This is a genomic window from Albimonas donghaensis (genome assembly GCF_900106695.1).
Taxonomy (GTDB): domain Bacteria; phylum Pseudomonadota; class Alphaproteobacteria; order Rhodobacterales; family Rhodobacteraceae; genus Albimonas; species Albimonas donghaensis.
The window spans coordinates 113,217-133,872 of record NZ_FNMZ01000011.1; the positions used below are offsets into that span (position 1 = coordinate 113,217).

The following is a 20,656-nucleotide window of genomic DNA, read 5'->3' on the forward strand; positions in this document are numbered from 1 at the left end:
GACCGCGCGCCATGTCCTTTCCCGGCTTCTTCATCCGCCGCCCGGTCTTCGCGGCGGTCCTGTCCCTGCTGATCGTGGTCATCGGCCTGGTGTCGCTGACCCGCCTTCCGGTGCGCGAGCTGCCCGACGTGGACGCGGCCACCGTCACCATCTCCACCTCCTGGCGCGGCGCCGCGCCTTCGGTGGTGGACACCCAGATCACCGAGGTGGTGGAAAGCGCCGTCGCCGGCGTGGCGGGGGTGGAGCGCATCGCCTCGTCGTCCGAGCGCGGCGACAGCCGGGTGGTGGTCACCTTCGTCACCTCGCGCGATGTGGACGATGCGGCCAACGACATCCGCGGCGCGGTGGCGCGCATCGTCAACCGCCTGCCGGAAGAGGCCGACGACCCCCGCGTCTACAAGAACGACTCCGATTCCGATCCGGTGATGCGGCTGGCCATCGTCTCCGACCGCCATGACCCGCCCCGGATCACCGACTACGCGGAACGCTATATCGTGGACCGGCTGGCGACGCTGGACGGGGTCGCGGCGGTCACCATCAACGGCCAGCGCCGCTACGCCATCCGCATCGCGCTCGACCCCGCCGCCATGGCCGCGCGGGGGCTGACCGCGACCGAGATCGCCGCGGCCCTGCGCGCCAACAACCTGGAGCTGCCGGCCGGCGACGTGATTTCCCTCTGGCGCCGGTTCCAGGTGCGCGCGGCCACCCGGCTCGACGATCCGGAGGATTTCCGGCGGCTGGTGGTCTCGGTGGTCGACGGCGCACCGGTCCGGCTGGGCGAGATCGCCGAAGTCACCGTGGGCTCGGAGAATGACGAGACCATCGTGCGCTCCGAGGGCCGCAACGCGGTCGGGCTGTCGGTGCAGCGGCAGAGCCAGGCCAACACCATCGCCATCTCAGAGGCGGTGCGCGCCGAGCTGGAGAACATCCGCGCCTCGATGCCCGCGGGCATGGAGATCTTCGTAAGCTCCGACGACGCGGTGTTCATCCAGTCCTCGATCGAGGAGGTGCTGAAGACGCTGGCCATCGCGGTCGGGCTGGTGGTGCTGGTGATCTTCGTGTTCCTCGGATCCCCGCGCGCCACGCTGGCGCCGGCGGTGGTGATCCCGGTGGCGCTGATCGGCGCGGTGGCGGGGATCTACGCCTTCGGCTTCTCGATCAACATCCTCACGCTTTTCGCGCTGATCCTGGCCATCGGCATCGTGGTCGACGACGCCATCGTGGTGCTGGAGAACATCCAGCGCCGGGTGGAGCGCGGAGAACCCCCCGCCGCCGCCGCCCTTCGGGGCTCCGACCAGGTGGTGTTCGCGGTGCTGGCGACCTCGATCACGCTGGTCTCGGTCTTCGTGCCGATCTCGTTCCTCGACGGGCAAGTGGGGCGGCTGTTCACCGAATTCGGCATCGTTATGGCGGTGGCCGTGGCGTTCTCCACCTTCGTCGCGCTGACCCTGACGCCGGTCCTGTGCCACCGGGTGCTGCGCCAGGGCTCCGGCGGAATGCTGGAGCGGGCGGTGAACCGGGTCTTCGCCGCCATCGAGCGCGGCTACCGCGCCGCCTTGCGCGGCGTGATGGGCTATCCGCTGGTCATCATCGTCGTGGCGCTGTCCATCGCCGGCTCCGCCGCCTGGCTGAACGAGCAGCTGTCGCGCGAGCTTTCCCCGCGCGAGGATCGCGGCGTGTTCTTCGTCGCCGTCACCGCGCCGCAGGGGGCCACCGTCGCCTATACCGACCGCGAGGTCGCGGAGGTCGAGACCAGGCTGCTGCCCCTGCTCGACACCGGCGATGCGGCGCGGATCTTCTCCATCATCGGGTTCAGGGGCGAGACCCATCGCGCCTTCGTGGTGGTGCGCCTGTCGGACTGGAAGGCGCGGGCGCGCACCAGCCAGGAGATCGTCGGCTCCCTGATCGGGCCGGTGTCCTCGCTGCCCGGCGCGCGGGCCTTCCCGATCAATCCGTCGGGGCTGGGGCTGCGCGGGTCGCGCACGCCGTTGCAGGTGAAGGTGCTGGGCCCGGATTTCCTGTCGGTGCAGGAATGGTCGAAGACCCTGCTGGAGGCGCTGGCCGAGGAACCCGGCCTGCGCAACCTGGAGACCGACTACGAGGAGACCCAGCCCGAGCTGAGCATCGAGGTCGACCGGGCGCTGGCCGACGATCTCGGCGTGTCGGTCGAGGATATCGGGGCGACGCTGCAGACCTTCTTCGCCGGGCGCGAGGTGACCGGCTGGATCGAGCGGGGTCGCGAATATCCGGTGATCCTTCAGGCGAAGGAGGACAGCCGCCGCACGGCCGAGGATCTGGGGGCGATGTATGTCCGCTCCAACACCACCGGGGCGCTGATTCCGCTGTCGGCGCTGCTGACCTCCTCGGAAGGCGCGGCCTCGCCGGAGCTGGCGCGGTTCAACCGGCTGCCGGCCATCGAGATCTCGGCGGCGCTGGAGGAGGGCTATGACCTGGGCGCGGCGGTGGAGGCGGTGCTGGCCACCGCCGCCCGCGTGTTGCCCGCCGAGGCGCAGATCGCCTTCGACGGCCAGAGCCGCGAGTTCCAGGAGACCTCGGGCGGGGCGGTGTGGACCTTCGTCTTCGCGATCCTCGTGGTCTACCTGGTGCTGGCCGCGCAGTTCGAAAGCTTCGTGGACCCGCTGGTGATCCTGCTGACGGTGCCGCTGGGGCTGACGGGGGCCTTCGCGACCCTGTGGCTCTTCGACCAGTCGCTCAACATCTACACGCAGGTGGGGCTGGTCTTGTTGATCGGGTTGATGGCCAAGAACGGCATTCTCATCGTGGAATTCGCCAACCAGTTGCGCGACGAGGGTTATTCGGTCCGCGAGGCGGCGCTGGAGGGCGCGGTGGCCCGCCTGCGGCCGGTGGCGATGACGGTGATCTCGACGCTGCTCGGCGCGCTGCCGCTGGTCTGGTCGACCGGGGCGGGGTCCGAGGCGCGCGAGGCCATCGGGCTGGTCATCATGGGCGGGTTCGGCATCGCCTCGCTGCTGACGCTGTTCCTGACGCCGGTGCTCTACGACCTGATGGTGCGCCATACCCGGTCCCGGGGGGCGGTGTCGCAGGAACTGGAGAGCGCGCTGGCCGCCGACGATCGCGCCGCGGGGGCGGAGACCCGAACGCCGGCCGAGTAGGGCGGGCGCCGCCCCCCCTCCTCACCGCCGCCGCCCCCCGCCCTCACCGCCGCCGCACTGCAACATCGCCCCTTGCGCGGCCAATGGCCCGCGTCTACGCTGATTCCGACCCGTTGGGAGACGCTGGCGACGAGCGTTGCGGACCACTGCCCGCAGCGCCCCCGCCAGGGCCGAAGGAGCAACCGCCCCGGAAACTCTCAGGCGAAAGGACCGGCGGGGTCGATCGGAACGCTGGAGAGTGGCGCGGACGCGCCCGCCGAAGGGATAGCGATCTCAGGCGGAAGGACAGCGGGGGCGGTTCGGCGAGCGGGAGACCGCCGCCTGCGCTGCGCATCGACTGGGGGGCTTATGAGCGAACATGACGAGATGGACGGGCAGGGCGACGCGTCCGGCGAGGCGCTGGCGCGCACGCCGCTGACCGCCCTGCATGAAAGCCTGGGCGCCCGCATGGCGCCCTTCGCGGGCTGGCTGATGCCGGTGCAGTATCCTTCGGGCATCCTGCGCGAGCACGCCGCGGCGCGCGAGGGCGCGGCGCTGTTCGACGTCTCCCACATGTGCCAGGTGATCCTGCGCCCCCGTTCCGGCAAGCTGGAGGACGCGGCGCTGGCGCTGGAGCGGATCGCGCCGATCTCGGTGGCGGGGCTGGCGCCGGACCGGCAGCGCTACGGGCTGTTCACCGCGCCGAACGGCGGCATTCTCGACGATTTCATGGTGGCCAATCGCGGCGATCACCTGTTCCTCGTGGTGAACGCCGCGCGGCGGGATCACGACCTCGCCCATCTGCGCGCCCATCTTTCGGACGATTGCGAGATCGAGGCGCTGACCGACCGCGCCCTCATCGCCCTGCAGGGACCGCGGGCGGAGGCGGCGGCCTCGGCGCTGGGCGCCTCGGTCGCGTCGATGAAGTTCATGGACGTGGCGGAGACCGCGCTGGCCGGCGTGCCCTGTCTGGTCTCGCGCTCCGGCTACACGGGCGAGGACGGGTTCGAGATCTCGATCCCCGCCGACCGGGCCGAGGGCGTGGCCGAGGCGCTGCTGGAGCAGGCGGGCGTCGCGCCCTCGGGCCTCGGCGCGCGGGACAGCCTGCGGCTGGAGGCGGGGCTCTGCCTTTACGGCTCCGACATCGACGAGACCACGACGCCGGCCGAGGCCGGGCTGGGCTGGGCGATCCAGAAGATCCGCCGGACCGGGGGCGCCCGCGAAGGCGGCTTCCCGGGCGCCGCGCGCATCCTGGCGGAGCTGGAGAACGGCCCGTCCCGCCTGCGCATCGGCCTGCGTCCCGAGGGCCGCGCGCCGATGCGCCCGCCGACCGCGATCTTCGACAGCGAGGACGCGGCCGAGCCGGTGGGCCAGGTCGTGTCCGGCGCCTTCGGGCCCACGCTGGGCGGCCCGATGGCCATGGCCTACGCGCCGACCGCGCTCGCCGCCCCCGGAACCCGCCTGTTCGGGGAGGTCCGCGGCAAGCGGCTTCCCGCGCTGGTCGCCGACCTTCCCTTCGTCCCCCATCGTTACAAGCGCTGAGACCTCGCCATGACCAAGTATACCGAAGACCATGAGTGGCTGGACCTCGACGGCGACATCGTCACCGTCGGCATCACCGAGCACGCCGCCGAGCAGCTCGGCGACATCGTGTTCATCGAACTGCCGGAAGTGGGCGACGTGGTCGCCTCCGGCGCCGAGGTGGTGACCATCGAATCCGTCAAGGCCGCCTCCGACATCGCGGCCCCGCTGGACGGAGAGATCGTCGAGATCAACGCCAAGATCGTCGAGACCCCCGGCCTGGTGAACGAGGACCCCTCCGGCGAGGGCTGGTTCTTCAAGGTCAAGATCGAGGACGTGGGCGCGCTGGCCGAGTTCATGGACGAAGACGAATACAAGGCCATGATCGATTGAGCCCCAAGGACGCCCCCATGCCTTTCAGCTTCACCGACTACGATCCCTATGACTTCGCCAATCGCCGCCATATCGGCCCCTCCCCGGCCGAGATGGAGGAGATGCTGGCGACCATCGGGGTCGGCAGCCTCGACGCGCTGATCGACGCCACCGTGCCCTCCGCCATCCGCCAGGCGGCGCCGCTGGACTTCGGCCCGGCGCTGTCGGAGCGCGAGGTCCTGTTCCACCTGCGCCAGACCGCGGACAAGAACCGGGTCATGGTCTCGATGATCGGGCAGGGGTTCCACGGCACGGTCACGCCGCCCTGCATCCAGCGCAACATCCTGGAGAACCCGGCCTGGTACACGGCCTACACGCCCTATCAGCCCGAGATCAGCCAGGGCCGGCTTGAGGCGCTGCTGAACTACCAGACCATGATGTGCGACCTGACCGGGCTCGACATCGCCAACGCCTCGCTGCTGGACGAGCCCACCGCGGCGGCCGAGGCGATGGCGCTGTGCCGGCGTCAGTCGAAGTCCAAGGCCGGGGCGTTCTTCGTGGACGAGGGCTGCCTGCCGCAGACCATCAACGTGGTGAAGACGCGGGCCGAGCCGCTGGGGATCGAGGTGATCGTCGGCGCCCCGGACACGCTGGCGCCCGAGACGGTGTTCGGCGCGCTGTTCCAGTATCCCGGCGTCAACGGCGCGGTGCGCGATTTCACCGATGAGATCGCGGCCCTGCACGCCGCCCGGGCGCTGGCCGTGGTCGCCGCCGATCCGCTGGCGCTGACCCTGCTGAAAAGCCCGGGAGAGATGGGGGCGGACGTCGCCGTCGGCTCCACCCAGCGTTTCGGCGTTCCCATGGGCGGGGGCGGACCCCACGCCGCCTACATGGCCTGCCTGGACGCGCATAAACGCGCGCTGCCGGGGCGGATCGTGGGCGTGTCGCTGGACGCGCGGGGCAACCGCGCCTACCGCCTGGCCCTGCAAACCCGCGAACAGCATATCCGGCGTGAGAAAGCCACGTCCAACGTCTGCACGGCGCAGGCGCTGCTGGCGGTCATGGCCTCGATGTACGCGGTGTTCCACGGGCCGGCCGGCCTGAAGGCCATCGCCCAGCGGGTCCACCTGAAGGCCGTGCGCATGGCCGAGGGGCTGGAGAAACTGCGCTTCACCGTCGGGCCCGACGCCTTCTTCGACACCATCCTCGTGACGGTCGGCGCGCTTCAGGGCGTCATCATCCGCGCCGCGGCGGCGGAGGGGGTGAACCTGCGCGCCGTCGACGGCGACAAGATCGCCATCACGCTCGACGAGCTGGTGCGCGACGCCGATATCGACGCGGTGCTGCGGGCTTTCGGGGGCGAGCCCGTCTCCGGCCCCGCGCCGGCGCCGCGCCTGCCCGAGGCGCTGTCGCGGCAGACCGACTATCTCACCCACCCGGTGTTCCACATGAACCGGGCCGAGGCCGAGATGACCCGCTACATGCGCCGGCTCGCGGACCGCGACCTGGCGCTGGACCGGGCGATGATCCCGCTCGGCTCCTGCACCATGAAGCTCAACGCCACCGCGGAGATGCTGGCGATCACCTGGCCGGAGTTCTCCAACATCCACCCGCAGGCGCCGCTGGAGCAGCGGGCCGGTTATGCGGAGCTGGTGAAGGACCTGTCGGAAAAGCTCTGCGACGCGACCGGCTACGACGCCATGTCGATGCAGCCCAATTCGGGCGCGCAGGGGGAATACGCCGGGCTGCTGACCATCCGGGCCTATCACAAGGCCAACGGCGAGGGGGCGCGCGACGTCTGCCTGATCCCGACCTCGGCCCATGGCACCAACCCGGCCTCCGCCCAGATGGTCGGCTGGAAGGTGGTGCCGGTGAAGGCGCGGGAGAACGGCGACATCGACGTCGACGATTTCCGTGCCCAGGCCGAGAAACACGCCGGCCGGGTCGCCGCCTGCATGATCACCTACCCCTCCACCCACGGCGTGTTCGAGGAGACCGTGCGCGAGGTCTGCAGGATCACCCATGAGGCGGGCGGGCAGGTCTACATGGACGGCGCCAATCTCAACGCCATGGTCGGGCTGGCGCGGCCGGGGGACATCGGCTCGGACGTCTCTCATCTCAACCTGCACAAGACCTTCTGCATCCCGCATGGCGGCGGCGGTCCCGGCATGGGGCCGATCGGCGTCGGCGCGCATCTGGCGCCCTATCTGCCCGGCCATCCGGTGACGGGGGAGGGCGCGGTCTCGGGCTCGGAATGGGGGTCGGCCTCGATCCTCCCGATCTCCTGGGCCTATTGCCTGATGATGGGCGGAGAGGGGCTGACGCAGGCGACGCGGGTCGCGATCCTCAACGCCAACTACATCGCGGCGCGGCTGTCGGGCGCCTACAAGGTGCTCTATGCCGGGCCGGCGGGGCATGTGGCGCATGAGCTGATCCTGGATACGCGGCCGCTTGTGGATCTCGCGGGCGTGCAGGTGGACGACATCGCCAAGCGGCTGATGGATTGCGGGTTCCACGCGCCGACCATGAGCTTCCCGGTCTCGGGCTGCCTGATGATCGAGCCGACGGAATCCGAGCCCAAGGCCGAGCTGGACCGCTTCTGCGACGCCATGCTCGCGATCCGGGCGGAGGCGCAGGCGATCGAGGACGGCGCCCTGGACCGGGAGAACAACCCGCTCAAGCGCGCGCCGCACACGGTGGAGGACCTGGTGGGCGACTGGGACCGGCCCTACAGCCGGGAGCAGGCCTGTTTCCCGCCGGGCGCGTTCCGGGTGGACAAGTACTGGCCGCCGGTGAACCGGGTGGACAACGTCTACGGCGACCGCAACCTGGTCTGCACCTGCCCGCCGATGGAGAGCTACGCCGACGCGGCGGAATAGGCCGAGACGGGCGTCTCGCCCGGCGCGAGCGGTTGAAACGAAAGGGGGCGGGCCGCGATGGCCCGCCCCTTCGTCGTCCGGAGGCCGGAGCGCGCGGGGGTCAGGCGGGAACCGCCCGCGCCTCCGCCCGGCGGATGCCGAGGGCCAGCGAGCCGACGATGACCAGGTTCGCCGCCCCGGCCAGCGCGGCCAGCGCGAAGGTCGCCTGATAGGCGCCGGTCAGGTCGAACAGCATGCCCCCGACCCAGCCGCCGATGCCGTGACCGATGAAGCCGAAGGACGTCACCAGCCCCATCGCCGAGCCGCGGCGCGAGGCCGGGCTCAGCGCCCGCGTCGCGGTCAGCACGCCGGTCATCACGCCCGCATAGCCGAACCCGTAGAGCACCGCGTAGAGGTAGAAGCCGTCGAGCTCCTGGAAGAAGGTGAAGCCGAAGACCATCACCGTCTGCCAGGCCGAGGCGACCAGATAGGCGCGCACGCCCCCGATGCGGTCGGCGAGCTGGCCGAAGAACAGACGCCCCGCGATGCCCGCGCAGAGCATGGCGAACATCACGCCCCCCGCATCCGCCGCGCCCACGCCGCAGCCCTGCATGTAGGGCACCAGATGCATCAGCGGCACCGACATGCAGGTGCAGCAGCCCAGCACCGCGGCGCAAAGCGCGCCGATCACCAGCCGGTGAGGCAGGGGCGTGGCCGGGGTCTCGGCCGGGGCGCCGGGCGCGGCGGCGGCGGGGCGGGGCGGGTCGCGCACCACCAGCGCCAGCGGGACCAGCAGCGCCAGCGTGACGCCGCCCAGCACGCCGAAGGCGCCGCGCCAGCCCAGATCCTCGATCAGCAGGGCCGAGACCAGCGGCAGCGCGCCCTGTCCCAGCGCCTGGCCGGCCGAGACGATGCCGATGGCCATGCCCGCCCCCGTCACGAACCAGCCGCCGACCATCGCCACCAGCGGCGCGAAGAAGGCCGCGCCCCCGAAGGCGCCGGCGAGGAAGAACAGCACGTAGAACTGCGCGAGGCTCTGCGCCTGCGAGGCCGCCAGCAGGCACATCCCCAGCGCCACCGCGCCCCCCGCGCAGACCGGGCGGATGCCGAAGCGGTCCGCGAAGCGCCCCATCAGCGCGCCGCCCGTCGCCAGCCCCGCCAGCCCGGCGGTGTTGATCAGCCCGATATCCCCGCGCGCCCAGCCGTATTCCAGTTCCAGCGGCAGGAAGAACACCGACAGCCCGTTGACCAGCAGGCCCATGGCCATGGCGAGCATCACCGCCGCCGCCGCCACGATGATCCAGCGATAGGCGTCCGTGCCGCTCAGGGTCCCGGTCGTCTTCGGCGCGTCGGCCATGGCCGGATTCCTTCCCCGCAGGTTGTATGTTCGCCTTACGGGATAGTCGCGCCAGACCTCGGCTGACAAGCGGAATTCAGCACGGGGCGCATGGGGACTGGTCGGATCTCCGCGCGCCCTGCGGTCGGATGCGGCCTCGATGGCGGCCCGGGGCCGGGCCTTGGCGGCGGGCCCGGGCGGCTCAGGCCCCGACCCGGGTCCACGCCCGCGTCCGGCGTCGCCGCCCGACATGGGCCATCGCCCCCAGCGCCCCGGCCAGCAGAAGACCCGCGGCGGGAACCGGCGTCGGAACCACGCCCGCGCCGGCGAGCATCCGGTCGTATTCCTCGGAACTCGCGATCAGCGCCGCGGTGACCGGACCGGCGCCCAGCCTGGCGAAGGCGTCGAGATCGTCGAGCGGCGTGCCGTCGAACATCACGTTCCAGAGCGAGAAGCCCAGCCCGGCCTCGCCATCGACGCGGATCAGAAGCTCGCTCAGCCGGCCCGGATCGCCGATATCGAGCGACAGCGAGGCGCTGCGCATCTCCCCCGCGTCGCCCGCGATGTCGAAGAAGATCTCCGTGCCGCCCAGTTCCACCGACAGAAAGCCCGCGCCCGACAGGAAGCTGTAGTCGAAGCTCAGCACGGCGATGTCGTCCGAGGCCGCGACCAGGGTGGAGACGCCGACCGGCGACGCGGTCTCCATGTAGATGCCGACATATCCGAGGACGTCTTCGGGGTTTTCAAGCAGATGCCGCCGAAGCTCCTCCTCGGCGTCGCCGCGGATGCCGAGGCTGCTTTTGGACGTGTCGTCGTCGAAGTCGGGCTCCGGCTCCCGCGGAATCCGATGGAGAGTCCGCATGAACTCCATGACCGGGCGGTTGAGTTCGTAGGGCGTGTCGTCGCTGTCGGGATCGTAGACGAAGGCGTCGATGTCCAGCGACGTGTCCGCCGGCACATCGAACTCCGAGCCGTCGTCCAGGTCGAGCCGCAGCGTGCCGTCGTCCATGGTCTCGATCCGGTCGCCGAGGCCGATCGCGTCGCCGGGCCGGGGCGTGAAGGTCGTGCCGTCGGCGCGGCGCACAAGCACCTCGCCCGTCGTCTCGCCGACGGTTCCCGCCCGATCGGCGCCGTCGGGCAGGATGCGCAGGCGGCCGAACGGGTCGCTCACGTCCTCGCCGGCGCTGTCGGTCAGGGTCAGCTCCATCCCCGACGACGGCCGCGTCGCCACGGGCAGGGCGCCGGCGAACAGCGCGCCGAAGCCGCGGTAGCTGGGCGACCCGGTTCCGTGGGCCAGGCAGGGCTGACCGGAAATCGTGTAGCAGGTGACGGTGCGCAGCCTGGGCGTGCCGACGCTCGTGCCGGGAAAGATGGCGGGAGCGAAGATCAGCCGCCCGGCCTCGGGCAGCGTCCCGCGCAGGCTGAGCGCCTGGGCGCCGTTGCCATCGAGGCCGTCGGCCCTGACGAAACGCTAGAGGGCGGGGTCGGCGGGCAGCTCGAAGCCGCTGCGGTGAACCTGGTCCACGACGGCGATATGGACGTCCGAGATCGCGCCCGTCGCCGCGTCATAGGTGAAGGCGCCGTTGATCGGGCCGACCGGGCCGGACCCGGAGGCGCCGCCGTAGATGTCCGTGTAGGCGCCTGCGGAGATGTAGTATTCGACCGGCGCCGCCGAGACGGGCGCGGCGAGAACACCGAGCGAGAGCAAGCCTGCCGCGCGCACGCAGCGACCAATGGGGCGGGCCATTCGAAAACCTCCGACCGTCAGCAATGCGCAAGGCTACGGCTCAGGGTGGGCTCCCGCAAAGCGCGACATTGCGTCAAGGCGCCCCGCGAGGCGCGCTCCGGGGCCTGCGCGTTCGGTGCGCGTTCGGGGCGCGTTCGGGTCGGGTTCGGGTCGGGCTGGCGGACCGGACATGCGAATGCCCGGCGGATCGCTCCGCCGGGCATTCGGGTCTTCGCGTCGCATCCGGGTCGCGCGGCGAACCGCGCGCCCGATCCGCGTCATCCGCCTCAGATGGAGGCCTGGGTGACGAACTTGGTGGCCAGGTAGGCCTCGATCGCCTCCGAGCCGCCCTCGGTGCCGTGACCCGAATCCTTGATGCCGCCGAAGGGCACCTCGGGCAGGGCGAGCCCGTTGTGGTTGATCGTGGTCATCCCCGCCTCGACCTGACGGCCGAGCGCGTCGGCGGTCGCCTGGCTGCCGGTGAAGGCGTAGGAGGCGAGGCCGAAGGGCAGGCGGTTGGCCTCCTCGATCACCTCGTCCAGGTCCTTGAACCGGTTGATGATGGCGACGGGGCCGAAGGGCTCCTCGTTCATGATCCGGCTGTCGACCGCGGCCCCGGCGACCACGGTGGGCTGGTAGAAGTTGCCCACGTTGCCGATGCGCTCGCCGCCGGTGGTGACTTCCGCCCCGCGCTCGCGCGCGTCGTTGACCAGGGCGTCGATCGCGGGGATGCGACGCTCATTGGCCAGCGGACCCATCTGGGTGTCCTTGTCGAAGCCGTTGCCGACCTTGATCGCCGAGGCCATGGCGGTGAAGTCGGCCACGAACTTGTCGTAGGCCTTCTCCTGCACCAGGAAGCGGGTCGGGGACACGCAGACCTGCCCGGCGTTGCGGAACTTGGACATCGCCAGGACCTTGGTGGCCACGTCGAGATTCGCGTCGTCGAACACGATGGCCGGGGCGTGGCCGCCCAGCTCCATCGTCGCCCGCTTCATGTGCTGACCGGCCAGCGCCGACAGCATCTTGCCCACGGGGGTGGAGCCGGTGAAGGTGATCTTGCGGATCACCGGGTGCGGGATCAGGTATTCGGAGATATCGGCCGGCACGCCGTAGACGAGACCGATCACGCCCTTGGGCACGCCCGCGTCGACGAAGGCCTGGATCAGCGCGGCGGGGGAGGCCGGGGTCTCCTCCGGGGCCTTGACGATGATCGAGCAGCCGGCGGCCAGCGCCGCGGACAGCTTGCGCACCACCTGGTTGATCGGGAAGTTCCACGGCGTGAAGGCGGCGACCGGGCCGACCGGCAGCTTGATCGCCATCTGCATCACGCCCGGCGCGCGGGCCGGGATGATCTGGCCGTAGGTGCGGCGGGCTTCCTCGGCGAACCAGTCGATGACGTCGGCGCCGGCGAGCGTCTCGCCCTTGGCCTCGGCCAGCGGCTTGCCCTGCTCGAAGGTCATCATGCGGGCGATGGCGTCGGCGTTGGCGCGCAGGTTGTCGGCGGCCTTGCGCATGATCTTGGAGCGCTCGTAGGCCGAGACGCCGGACCAGGTGGCGAAGCCCAGCTTGGCGGCCTTCAGGGCCTCGTCCAGATCGGGCTTGGTGGCGTGGGCGACCGTGCCGACCACTTCATCGGTGGCGGGGTCGAGCACGTCGATGGTGCGGCCCTCGGCGCCGCCCCGCCATTCGCCGTCGATCAGGAGCTGGGTGTTGGGGTAGTCGGTCATCGGCTCTCCTCCGGGCGGGTCGGGTCGCCCGCCGCGTATTTGTTCCGTGTCGCAGATCTGGGCCTTCCGGCGCGAATAGCAACCGCCGGCGCCGGGATCGGGCGTCGGGCGCGCCCACAGGAGGCGCGCGGCGGGGTCGGAGTCAATCCCGATCCCGCGCTCGACGGTAAGAGATATGATGAGTTGCGCGCCCCGAGGCAAGGATTCGAAGCTGCCTCGGGGCGCGCGAGTCCGAATGCCTCGCCTGCGCGTTCGGTTGCGCCTTCGGCAACCGCGCGCGGCGCCGGAGGGCGGATGTGGAGATATGATGACAGTCGCGCGCGCGGCGATGGGCGGCAGGGGGAAATGGTAGGCCCGGAGGGATTTGAACCCCCAACCAAGCCGTTATGAGCGGCCTGCTCTAACCGTTGAGCTACGGGCCCCCGTCTCTCAGCCTGTTTCGGCCCCCATTCGATAGCCTCGCGGCGCCTCGGGGGTCAATCGGCCTCGCGCGCCTGTCAGGACGTCTGATCGGACGCGGCGCGGCCGCCGCCGGGCGCGGCCAGCCGGTAGGGCAGCAGGTCCCGCCGGGTCGGATCGACCTCGATCGCGGCTTTCAGCGGCGGCACGGAGCGCTGATGGCAGTCGGCGCGCTCGCAGATCCGGCAGCTGACCCCGATCGGCTCGTAGGATGCGGGCGAGGCCAGGTCGAGGTCGTCCGCATAGACCAGCGCGCCGGCGTGCCGCACCTCGCACCCCCAGCCGATGGCGTAGCGCCGGGTGGGCCGGCGGAACCCGCCGCCGGGCTTGGTCACGTCGCGCGCGAGGCAGAGGTAACGCACCCCGTCCGGCGTCTCGGCCAGCTGGCGGATCAGGCGGCCCGGCGTCTCGAAGGCCTGGTGCACGTTCCACAGCGGGCAGGCGGAGCCGTAGCGCGCGAATTGCAGCCGTGTGGCGGAGTGGCGCTTGGTGATGGTGCCGGCCTGGTCGACCCGCACGAAGAAGAAGGGCAGGCCCGTGGCCCCCTTGCGTTGCAGGGTCGAGAGCCGGTGCGCGACCTGCTCAAGGCTCGCGCCGAACTGTTCGGCCAGCAATTCGATGTCATGCCGGGTCTCCTGCGCCGCGGCGAGAAAGCGGCCATAGGGCATCACCGCGGCCCCGGCGAAATAGTTGGCCAGCCCGATCTTGCAGATAGCCCGGGACTCGGCGGAGCCGAAGCCGGCGAGATCCAGCGTCGCCTCGATCAGGTCCGCATGGGCGGTCAGCGCCACCTGCACGCAAAGCTGGAACAGCCGGGTCGCGGGCGCGGCGCGGGTGGAGAGGGTCAGCGCCTCTCCGTCCAGCCGGCGCAGTTCGGGGATGTCGGCGGTCCGCGCCGCGACCCCGTGGCGGGCCTCCAGCCAGGCCGCCGCGCTGGCCATGGGGTCGCGCGCGCCGGGGCCAAGACCCGCGGCGGCGGCGAAGCTCTCCGCCGCCCGGTCCACGGCGTCGATATAGTTGTCGCAATAATGGAAGAAGTCGCGCACCTCCTCCCAGGGCTGGGGGGCGAGCGCGTCCTCGCGCCCCAGCGCGTCGTCGAGACTGGCCAGCCGCTCTCCGCGTTGCCGATAGGCGCGGTGCAGGGCGAGAAAGGCGCGCGCCAGGCCGGGGGCGTTGGAGGCGGTCAGATCCAGGTCCGCGGGCGGCGGCTGGGCGCCGGAGAACACCGGATCGGCCAGAGCCTCGCGCATGTCGGCGGTCAGACGTTCGGTCTCGCCCAGCGACAAAGTGGTCAGGGAGGTTCCGAAGCGATCCGCCAGCGCCAGCAGCACGGCGGCGGAGACCGGCCGGTGGTTGTTCTCCATCTGGTTGAGATAGCTCAGGGAAACCCCGACCGCATCGGCGAAGGCGGCCTGGGTCAGCCCGGCGTCGCGCCGCGCCTCGCGCAGCTGGGCGCCGGCGTAAAGCTTGCGGGCGCGGGTCATTTCACGATGATGGTTGCAGGGAGCATCTGTGGATCGCCTCGCCGGACTTCGCAAATTCGCAATTTGCAATAGTCGAGTGAGGCCGACTTCGCAACTCCGCCAGACAGAGGTTTCCGGAGACCGGGCGCGGCGTTAAGGTTCGCGACCGACCGGAGAGGGAAAGGGCGCGCGATGAACGACATCCTTGCGGAACTTGAGCTGCGGCGCGAAACGGCCCGCCTGGGCGGCGGCCAGCGGCGGATCGACAGCCAGCATGCCAAGGGCAAGCTCACCGCGCGCGAGCGGATCGAGCTGTTTCTCGACGAGGGATCGTTCGAGGAATACGACATGTTCGTCGCCCATCGCTGCACCGATTTCGGCATGGAGGAGGACCGCCCCTACGGCGACGGCGTCGTCACCGGCTGGGGCACGGTCAACGGCCGCATGGTCTATGTCTTCTCCCAGGATTTCACCGTCTTCGGCGGCTCCCTGTCCGAGACCCACGCCCAGAAGATCTGCAAGATCATGGACATGGCGATGCGCAACGGCGCGCCGGTGATCGGGCTGAACGACTCGGGCGGCGCCCGCATCCAGGAAGGCGTGGCCTCGCTCGCCGGTTACGCCGACGTGTTCCAGCGCAACATCATGGCCTCCGGCGTCGTGCCCCAGATCTCGGTGATCATGGGCCCCTGCGCGGGCGGCGCGGTGTATTCGCCGGCGATGACCGACTTCATCTTCATGGTCCGCGACTCGTCCTACATGTTCGTCACCGGCCCGGACGTGGTGAAGACCGTGACCAACGAGGTCGTCACGGCCGAGGAGCTGGGCGGCGCCAAGACCCACACCTCCAAGTCCTCGGTGGCCGACGGGGCCTATGACAACGACGTCGAGGCGCTGATCCAGACCCGCCGCCTCGTGGATTTCCTGCCCCAGTCCAACCGTGAGAAGCCGCCCGTGCGCCCCTTCTTCGACGAGGTGGACCGGATCGAGACCTCGCTCGACAGCCTGATCCCGGACAATCCGAACAAGCCCTACGACATGAAGGAGCTGATCCTGAAGGTCGCGGACGAGCAGGATTTCTTCGAGATTCAAGCCGATTACGCGAAGAACATGATCACCGGCTTCATCCGGATGGAGGGCGAGACCGTCGGCGTCGTCGCCAACCAGCCGATGGTGCTGGCGGGCTGCCTGGACATCGACAGCTCCCGCAAGGCGGCGCGGTTCGTGCGGTTCTGCGATTGCTTTAACATCCCGATCCTGACTCTGGTCGACGTGCCGGGCTTCCTGCCGGGGACCGGGCAGGAATATGGCGGCGTCATCAAGCACGGCGCCAAGCTGCTCTTCGCCTATGGCGAGGCGACGGTGCCCAAGGTGACGGTCATCACCCGCAAGGCCTATGGCGGCGCCTATGACGTCATGGCCTCCAAGCATCTGCGGGGCGACGTGAACTACGCCTGGCCGACCGCGGAGATCGCGGTGATGGGCGCGAAGGGCGCGGTGGAGATCCTGTATCGCTCCGAGCTGGGCGACCCGGAGAAGATCGCGGCGCGCACCAAGAACTATGAAGATCGCTTCGCAAACCCCTTTGTGGCCGCGGAAAAAGGCTTCATCGACGAAGTGATCATGCCCCAGTCGACCCGGCGTCGGGTGGCGCGGGCCTTCGCGGCGCTGCGCAACAAGAAGCTCGAAAATCCCTGGAAGAAGCACGACAACATTCCGCTGTGAGCGCGGCTGAGGACACGGGTATGACCACCGGCAACGCCGCCCCCGAACTGACCCCCGAACTGACCCCGGCCCTGGTGCGCGCCCATGCGCTCCAGGTTGCGCGGCGCTGCCTGCGCATCGGCTGGTTCGTCAATGCGCTCAACCCCTTGCTGGTCACGACGCCGCGGCCGGTTGAAGCCATCGCCGCGCTGCTCGACGCCATCGTGGCGGAGGGTTGGCAGATCCGTCAGAGCCTGTGGCCGGAGGCGGAGGGCTCCGCCAACCGCGCGGCGGCGCTGCGCGGGCTGCTGCGGGTGAAGGACGAGGGATTCACCACGCTTCGCAAGGGCCTGGCGGCGGATACGGCGCATGTGGACCTGCGGCTCGACGGGTTCGGCAAGACCCTGCCGGGGCCGCTCAAGGTCTATGACGCCGCCCAGCACGACCGGGCCCGCGCCGCGGGGACCGTGCCGCCGCATTTCTTCATCATCCGTGAAAATCGCTATGTTTACATGGAGATGGACATCAATGTTCAGGCGCTGTGCGCGGAGATCGACGACCTGATCCTGCGGGTCCAGGGGCTCGACAAGGGCGCCAAGAAGGCGGTGGAGGAGATGCATGACAGCTTCTCCTACGCGGCCCGGAAGCCGAAGCGTTGATCGTGGGTTTCCATAAGAAATACAGGGGCTTGCCGTGCGCGGCTGGCCCCGTGAAAGAGGTCTGATCCATGGTCGGGCCGCAGTTTCACCTGTTCGCCGCCGGGCCCCGCCCGGTCGCGCCGTTCTCCCACGCGGTGGAGAGCGACGGCTGGGTGATGCTGACCGGGCAGATGCCCACCGACCCGGACGCCCCCGACGCGCCCCTGCCGGAGGGCGTCGAGGCGCAGACGGTCCGGGTGATGGAGAATCTCAAGATCATCCTGCAAGAGCTTGATCTTGATCTGTCTCACGTCCTCCAGTGCCGCTGTTTCCTGACCGAGTTCGAGCGGGACTACGCGGCCTTCAACACCACCTATCAGAGCTTTTTCCCGGCGGATCGCCGTCCCGCGCGGACCACGGTCGGTGTCACCGCGCTGGCCGTCGGAGCGCTGGTCGAAATCGACTGCATCGCGAGGCGGCCGTGAGCCTGGTCGCCCCCCAATCGACCCCAAAAACCGGGGGGTGCGAAGCGTGCGCCGGGCGTGCACCGGACGTATGCCAGGTGAAAGACTCGGGTATGCGGGCGGCGCGCGGGGACGACGCATGGAAATTCGCGTCGCGCGCGCCCATATTCGGGACACCGAATGCGAGCGAGGCGACCCATGCTCCGACCCCCAGCCAGACCCAGACCCAGACCCAGACCCGGACCCCGGGGCAAGACCCCTTACGATCCGAACCGGCTTCCGAAATTCATCCTGCGGCATGCGATCAACGGCATCGTCGCGGGATGGGTGGCGATGCTGGCGCTGATCTGGCTGGACCTGGGTGGGCTGGGCGCGCGGCTGGCGGCCTCGCCGGACGGGGATCTCGCGACCGCGCTGCTGGCCATCGGCTTCGGGGTGACCTTCGGCTTCGTGGGGATCGGCTACGGCGTGCTGATCGTGCTGCCCGGGCTGGAGCCGCCGCGGGACGCGCCCGAGGACTGAGCGCGCCCGCATCGCGGAACCCGTTTCCGGCCGCCCCTAAATCACCCCGATTTGGGCGGGAATTCCTTGTTTCGCACAGGGTTTGCGCCGTATTCGAAGCCATCTTTCTGTCCAGACCCGAAATCTGGATGGGAGACCTGACATGGCTTTCGCGACCCGCAACACCCGCACCCGCACCCGTATCCTCGGCCGTTCGGCCGGCGTCGCCGCGCTGGTCGCGGCGGGGCTCGTCGCCGGCTGCGGCAACTCGACCGGAGAGCGCGCGCTCTCGGGCGGGGGCATCGGCGCGGCGCTCGGCGCCGGCGCGGCCGCCGCGACCGGCGGCGCCATCGGCACCGGCGCCATCGTGGGCGGCGCGGCCGGCGCCGCGACCGGCGCGCTCACCGATTCCGACCAGATCGACCTGGACTGACCGCCTCGGCGGCCTGCGCGGGGTTTTCCCCGCGCCGGCTTCCGCGCGCGTCCCGGCCGATCCCAACCCGACAGCCCGCAGCGCCCCGTGCGCTGCGGGCTTTCGCGCATTCGCGGCCGACCCGACAGGGGCCGCTCAGGAGGGGCCATGTTCAAGAAGATCCTGATCGCCAACCGCGGCGAGATCGCCTGCCGCGTCATCAAGACGGCGCGCAAGATGGGCATCAAGACCGTGGCGGTCTACTCGGACGCCGACAAGAACGCGCTGCATGTGCGCATGGCCGACGAGGCCGTGCATATCGGCCCGCCGCCGGCCAACCAGTCCTATATCGTGATGGACAAGATCCTCGACGCCATCAAGGCGACCGGGGCCGAGGCCGTGCATCCGGGCTATGGCTTCCTGTCCGAGAACCCGGTCTTCGCCAAGAAGCTGGAAGACCTGGGCGTCGCCTTCATCGGCCCGCCCGCCTCGGCGATCGAGGCGATGGGCGACAAGATCACCTCCAAGAAGCTGGCGCAGGAGGCGGGGGTGTCGACGGTCCCCGGCTATATGGGCCTGATCGCGGACGCGGACGAGGCGGTGAAGATCTCGGGCGAGATCGGCTACCCGGTGATGATCAAGGCCTCCGCCGGCGGCGGCGGCAAGGGCATGCGCATCGCCTGGAACGACCAGGAGGCGCGCGAGGGGTTCCAGTCCTCGAAGAACGAGGCGAAGAATTCCTTCGGCGACGACCGGATCTTCATCGAGAAGTTCGTCACCCAGCCCCGGCATATCGAGATCCAGGTGCTGGGCGACAAGCACGGCGCGTGCCTGTATCTCAATGAGCGCGAATGCTCGATCCAGCGCCGCAACCAGAAGGTCATCGAGGAGGCGCCGAGCCCGTTCCTCGACGAGGCCACCCGCAAGGCGATGGGCGAGCAGTCGGTCGCGCTCGCCAAGGCGGTGGATTACTGCTCCGCCGGCACGGTGGAGTTCATCGTCGACGGGGATCGCAACTTCTACTTCCTCGAGATGAACACCCGCCTGCAGGTGGAGCATCCGGTGACCGAGCTGATCACCGGGATCGACCTGGTGGAGCAGATGATCCGCGTCGCCTGGGGCGAGAAGCTGGCGATGAAGCAGGAGGATATCGGGATCAACGGCTGGGCGATGGAAAGCCGCCTTTACGCCGAGGACCCGTATCGCAACTTCCTGCCCTCGATCGGCCGGCTGACCCGCTATCGTCCGCCCGAGGAGGAGGCGACGCCGAGCTACGCCGTGCGCAACGACACGGGCGTGTTCGAGGGCGGCGAGATCTCGATGTTCTATGACCCGATGATCGCCAAGCTGTGCTCCTGGGCGCCCACGCGCGGCGAGGCCATCGAGGTGATGCGCAACGCGCTGGACGGGTTCGAGGTCGAGGGCATCGGCCACAACCTGCCGTTCTGCGCGGCGGTGATGGACCATCCGAAATTCGTCGCGGGCGACATCTCCACCGCCTTCATCGAGGAGGAATACCCCGAGGGCTTCGAGGGCGTGACGCTGGGGGCCCCGGCGCTGAAGCGTCTGGCGGCGGCGGCGGCGTCGATGAACATGATCGTCGAGGGCCGGGCGGCGAAGATCTCGGGCGCCATGCGCAACCACATGCGCCGGGTGGATCCGAACTGGGTGGTGCTGATCGGCGGCGAGAAGTTCGACACCGTGGTGGCCGAGGGCCAGGGCGGCTGGGACGTGACGCTGGAGGGCGAGACCTGGCGGGTCGAGACCGACTGGACGCCGGGCATGTCGCTGGCGCGCGCCACCGTGGGCGGCGAGCCGATCGTGGCCAAGATCGATGTCGGGACGGGCGGGGCGCGGGTGCGTTATCGCGGCGCCGACATGAAGGTGCAGGTGCTGACCCCGCGCCAGGCCGAGCTGGCGGCGATGATGCCGGTGAAGACGCCGCCGGACACCTCGAAGATGCTGCTGTGCCCGATGCCTGGGCTGATCGTCTCGGTGGATGTCGAGGTGGGGCAGGAGGTCCAGGAGGGCCAGGTGCTGGCCGTCGTCGAGGCGATGAAGATGGAGAACGTGCTGCGCGCCGAGAAGAAGGCCGTGGTGACCAAGATCAACTGCGAGGCGGGCGCGAGCCTGATGGTCGACGACGTGATCATGGAGTTCGAGTAAGCCCATGGCCATGACCGGACCGCACGGGAAGGGGAGGGGGCCGGACGGCCCCTGCCTCGGCTTGCGCGGGCCGGTTATCGGGGGCCTCGGCTTGTGCGGGCGGGCTAAGGCGCGCCTCGGCTTGCGAGGATCGGCCAAGTCGCGCCTCGGCTTGCGAGGCGACGTCGCGGGATGGGGCGATGCGAATGCGGCCCGG

General features: G+C 70.0%; 15 protein-coding genes, 1 tRNA gene and 2 riboswitches. Of the genes, 10 read left to right on the forward strand and 6 right to left on the reverse strand.

Annotation, left to right across the window (positions count from 1 at the left end; all coding sequences use genetic code 11):
* Positions 1-11 precede the first annotated feature (11 nt).
* From BLV24_RS19645 to gcvP, 4 genes are all read left to right on the forward strand, one after another.
* Complete coding sequence (locus BLV24_RS19645) at positions 12-3,134, forward strand: efflux RND transporter permease subunit (RefSeq protein WP_092685032.1); 3,123 nt, start codon at positions 12-14, stop codon at positions 3,132-3,134.
* Between the two features lie 104 nt (positions 3,135-3,238).
* Positions 3,239-3,357, forward strand: a riboswitch (glycine riboswitch).
* Positions 3,358-3,363: 6 nt separating this feature from the next.
* Positions 3,364-3,425: riboswitch (glycine riboswitch) on the forward strand.
* A 57-nt stretch (positions 3,426-3,482) separates the two neighbouring features.
* Entirely contained in the window at positions 3,483-4,655 is a 1,173-nt protein-coding gene (gene gcvT, locus BLV24_RS19650) for a glycine cleavage system aminomethyltransferase GcvT (protein ID WP_245710674.1), read from the forward strand.
* A 9-nt stretch (positions 4,656-4,664) separates the two neighbouring features.
* Entirely contained in the window at positions 4,665-5,027 is a 363-nt protein-coding gene (gene gcvH, locus BLV24_RS19655; protein ID WP_092685033.1) for a glycine cleavage system protein GcvH, read from the forward strand.
* Between the two features lie 17 nt (positions 5,028-5,044).
* Positions 5,045-7,885 carry an aminomethyl-transferring glycine dehydrogenase gene (gene gcvP, locus BLV24_RS19660; RefSeq protein WP_092685034.1) on the forward strand — a complete coding sequence of 947 codons (2,841 nt, stop codon included), beginning with the start codon at positions 5,045-5,047 and terminating at the stop codon, positions 7,883-7,885.
* Between the two features lie 100 nt (positions 7,886-7,985).
* Here gcvP and BLV24_RS19665 read toward each other — a convergent pair whose 3' ends face one another.
* The 6 genes from BLV24_RS19665 to BLV24_RS19690 form a co-directional block, all read right to left on the reverse strand.
* The gene (locus tag BLV24_RS19665) at positions 7,986-9,221 is read right to left on the reverse strand and encodes an MFS transporter (protein ID WP_092685035.1); all 1,236 of its coding nucleotides are present in this window, start codon (positions 9,219-9,221) and stop codon (positions 7,986-7,988) included.
* Between the two features lie 181 nt (positions 9,222-9,402).
* On the reverse strand, positions 9,403-10,431 hold the full coding sequence (locus BLV24_RS19670) for a FecR family protein (protein ID WP_143040376.1): 1,029 nt from the start codon (positions 10,429-10,431) through the stop codon (positions 9,403-9,405).
* 240 nt (positions 10,432-10,671) lie between these two features.
* Entirely contained in the window at positions 10,672-10,947 is a 276-nt protein-coding gene (locus BLV24_RS19675) for a hypothetical protein (RefSeq protein ID WP_092685039.1), read from the reverse strand.
* 266 nt (positions 10,948-11,213) lie between these two features.
* Positions 11,214-12,653, reverse strand: coding sequence for an NAD-dependent succinate-semialdehyde dehydrogenase (locus BLV24_RS19680; RefSeq protein ID WP_092685041.1), 1,440 nt, complete (start codon positions 12,651-12,653; stop codon positions 11,214-11,216).
* Positions 12,654-12,999: 346 nt separating this feature from the next.
* Positions 13,000-13,075 (reverse strand) — tRNA-Ile (locus tag BLV24_RS19685).
* A gap of 75 nt (positions 13,076-13,150) precedes the next feature.
* On the reverse strand, positions 13,151-14,596 hold the full coding sequence (locus BLV24_RS19690) for a helix-turn-helix domain-containing protein (RefSeq protein ID WP_092685043.1): 1,446 nt from the start codon (positions 14,594-14,596) through the stop codon (positions 13,151-13,153).
* Between the two features lie 171 nt (positions 14,597-14,767).
* On the opposite strand from BLV24_RS19690, the gene BLV24_RS19695 reads away from it, so the two are divergent.
* The 6 genes from BLV24_RS19695 to BLV24_RS19720 all read left to right on the forward strand — a co-directional run bounded on the left by BLV24_RS19695 (position 14,768) and on the right by BLV24_RS19720 (position 20,460).
* Complete coding sequence (locus BLV24_RS19695; protein ID WP_092685045.1) at positions 14,768-16,300, forward strand: acyl-CoA carboxylase subunit beta; 1,533 nt, start codon at positions 14,768-14,770, stop codon at positions 16,298-16,300.
* Positions 16,301-16,320: 20 nt separating this feature from the next.
* Positions 16,321-16,938, forward strand: coding sequence for a hypothetical protein (locus BLV24_RS19700; protein ID WP_092685047.1), 618 nt, complete (start codon positions 16,321-16,323; stop codon positions 16,936-16,938).
* A gap of 68 nt (positions 16,939-17,006) precedes the next feature.
* Complete coding sequence (locus BLV24_RS19705; RefSeq protein WP_092685049.1) at positions 17,007-17,402, forward strand: RidA family protein; 396 nt, start codon at positions 17,007-17,009, stop codon at positions 17,400-17,402.
* 312 nt (positions 17,403-17,714) lie between these two features.
* Complete coding sequence (locus BLV24_RS19710; RefSeq protein WP_092685051.1) at positions 17,715-17,903, forward strand: hypothetical protein; 189 nt, start codon at positions 17,715-17,717, stop codon at positions 17,901-17,903.
* Between the two features lie 142 nt (positions 17,904-18,045).
* Positions 18,046-18,315: a YMGG-like glycine zipper-containing protein gene (locus BLV24_RS19715; protein WP_092685053.1), complete on the forward strand. Its 270-nt coding sequence runs from the start codon at positions 18,046-18,048 to the stop codon at positions 18,313-18,315.
* 147 nt (positions 18,316-18,462) lie between these two features.
* The gene (locus BLV24_RS19720; RefSeq protein WP_092685055.1) at positions 18,463-20,460 is read left to right on the forward strand and encodes an acetyl-CoA carboxylase biotin carboxylase subunit; all 1,998 of its coding nucleotides are present in this window, start codon (positions 18,463-18,465) and stop codon (positions 20,458-20,460) included.
* Positions 20,461-20,656 lie beyond the last annotated feature (196 nt).

Coding starts and splice junctions, on each gene's coding strand:
- gcvP (WP_092685034.1), top strand. CDS start 5,045: ATGCCTTTCAGCTTCACCGACTACGATCCCTATGACTTCGCCAATCGC.
- BLV24_RS19690 (WP_092685043.1), bottom strand. CDS start 14,596: ATGACCCGCGCCCGCAAGCTTTACGCCGGCGCCCAGCTGCGCGAGGCG.
- gcvT (WP_245710674.1), top strand. CDS start 3,483: ATGAGCGAACATGACGAGATGGACGGGCAGGGCGACGCGTCCGGCGAG.
- BLV24_RS19700 (WP_092685047.1), top strand. CDS start 16,321: ATGACCACCGGCAACGCCGCCCCCGAACTGACCCCCGAACTGACCCCG.
- BLV24_RS19705 (WP_092685049.1), top strand. CDS start 17,007: ATGGTCGGGCCGCAGTTTCACCTGTTCGCCGCCGGGCCCCGCCCGGTC.
- gcvH (WP_092685033.1), top strand. CDS start 4,665: ATGACCAAGTATACCGAAGACCATGAGTGGCTGGACCTCGACGGCGAC.
- BLV24_RS19720 (WP_092685055.1), top strand. CDS start 18,463: ATGTTCAAGAAGATCCTGATCGCCAACCGCGGCGAGATCGCCTGCCGC.
- BLV24_RS19675 (WP_092685039.1), bottom strand. CDS start 10,947: ATGGCCCGCCCCATTGGTCGCTGCGTGCGCGCGGCAGGCTTGCTCTCG.
- BLV24_RS19710 (WP_092685051.1), top strand. CDS start 17,715: ATGCTGGCGCTGATCTGGCTGGACCTGGGTGGGCTGGGCGCGCGGCTG.
- BLV24_RS19695 (WP_092685045.1), top strand. CDS start 14,768: ATGAACGACATCCTTGCGGAACTTGAGCTGCGGCGCGAAACGGCCCGC.
- BLV24_RS19645 (WP_092685032.1), top strand. CDS start 12: ATGTCCTTTCCCGGCTTCTTCATCCGCCGCCCGGTCTTCGCGGCGGTC.
- BLV24_RS19680 (WP_092685041.1), bottom strand. CDS start 12,653: ATGACCGACTACCCCAACACCCAGCTCCTGATCGACGGCGAATGGCGG.
- BLV24_RS19715 (WP_092685053.1), top strand. CDS start 18,046: ATGGCTTTCGCGACCCGCAACACCCGCACCCGCACCCGTATCCTCGGC.
- BLV24_RS19665 (WP_092685035.1), bottom strand. CDS start 9,221: ATGGCCGACGCGCCGAAGACGACCGGGACCCTGAGCGGCACGGACGCC.